The sequence below is a fragment of the Candidatus Thiosymbion oneisti genome (assembly GCF_900092655.1).
Taxonomy (GTDB): Bacteria; Pseudomonadota; Gammaproteobacteria; order Chromatiales; family Chromatiaceae; genus Thiosymbion; species Thiosymbion oneisti.
Genome location: NZ_FLUY01001654.1, coordinates 1 through 1324 on the forward strand (window position 1 = coordinate 1; position 1324 = coordinate 1324).

2 protein-coding genes are annotated in these 1324 nt (G+C 62.1%); both read left to right on the forward strand.

All coding sequences use genetic code 11. The annotated features are described in order from the left end of the window. The coding region (locus BQ17_RS22120) for a hypothetical protein (RefSeq protein ID WP_176722500.1) at positions 1-338 on the forward strand (338 nt) is incomplete at its 5' end. A 12-nt stretch (positions 339-350) separates the two neighbouring features. Continuing rightward, a partial coding sequence (locus tag BQ17_RS17370; RefSeq protein ID WP_089729245.1) for an SGNH/GDSL hydrolase family protein occupies positions 351-1324 on the forward strand: 974 nt, incomplete at its 3' end.

A 1324-nucleotide genomic window follows, 5' to 3' on the forward strand; every position in this document is an offset into this window, starting at 1 on the left:
GAAGCTACGGATTCGATCCGCTGTTCTACTGGCAACCGGTCATCTTTTCCAAGCGCCACCGCTCACCCTACGAGCAGCATCGGGCCAAGGGGAATCCCTTTCTGAAGCAGACCTACGACACCGTCTACCAACGGATACGGCGCTCCCAAGCCCTGAACAGCCGTCCGCATTTTCACAACCTCAGCGCGCTGTTCGATGACTTGAAGGAACCTTATTATTGGGACTTTGCACACGTATCCGGGGCGGGCAACCGGTTGATCGCCGCGGCCATGGTGGATGACGTGATCGAGCTGATCGAGCAACGCCGAGCAGCCGCCAAACAGAAGACGGTGCGGTGATCGCTTAGCGGTATGGCAAAGGTCCTACTTGGATCCGTGCAGGCGGTCGGATCAGGCATCCGCACGGGGTGGGTGATCCTGGGCATCACGCTGATTCTGATCGTCGTCTGCGAAGCGGGGCTGCGCCTGGCGCTGACCACCAGGGATCAGCTCCTGGATCGTCAGCCGCTGACCGAGGACAAGTATGAAAACCGGGCGGCACGGGCCGACGCCTATCGTGGCGCCGAATGGGCCCAGTATGTCGAAGAATTGGGTCGGCAGATCGTCTGGTCCCCATACGTCTATTGGCGGAGTGTCCCGCATCGGGCCCGTTACACCAACGTAAACCAAAACGGCCTGCGGGTAACCTGGAACCCGCCGGTGCGGGATGGCGCCGATGATCCGCCGCCGGTGCGGGTGTTCACCTTCGGCGGTTCGACCATGTGGGGCTGGGGCACACGTGATGACCACACCATTGCCTCGTATCTGAGCAAGCTATTGCACGAGAAGGGATATCGCGCCGAAGTGACGAATCACGGCCAGATCGGTTACGTCAGCACCCAGGAAGTGATCGCCCTGCTGCGCCGCATCCAGCGCGGCGACGTGCCGGACATCGTGCTCTTTTACGACGGTATCAACGATGTGTTTTCGGCTCACCAAAACGGCGCAGCGGGCATTTCAAGGAACGAGGTGGCCCGGCGGGCGGAATTCAACCTCAGCTCGCGGCCGAAACAGCTGGCGTGGCGCTGGGGACGAGAGGTCCTGGCCGGAAACCTGTGGGGGTTCCACCGTCTGGCGACGGGGCTGCAGCACCGCATGCGGCCGCGGGCACCGCCGCATACCGGATCGCAGGCCCCTCTGCTGAGCGACGAGGTCGTCCGGCAAACAGTACGCAGGTACCAAGCCAACCTCACCCTGGTCGAGTCGCTGGGGCGAAGCTACGGATTCGATCCGCTGTTCTACTGGCAACCGGTCATCTTTTCCAAGCGCCACCGCTCACCCTACGA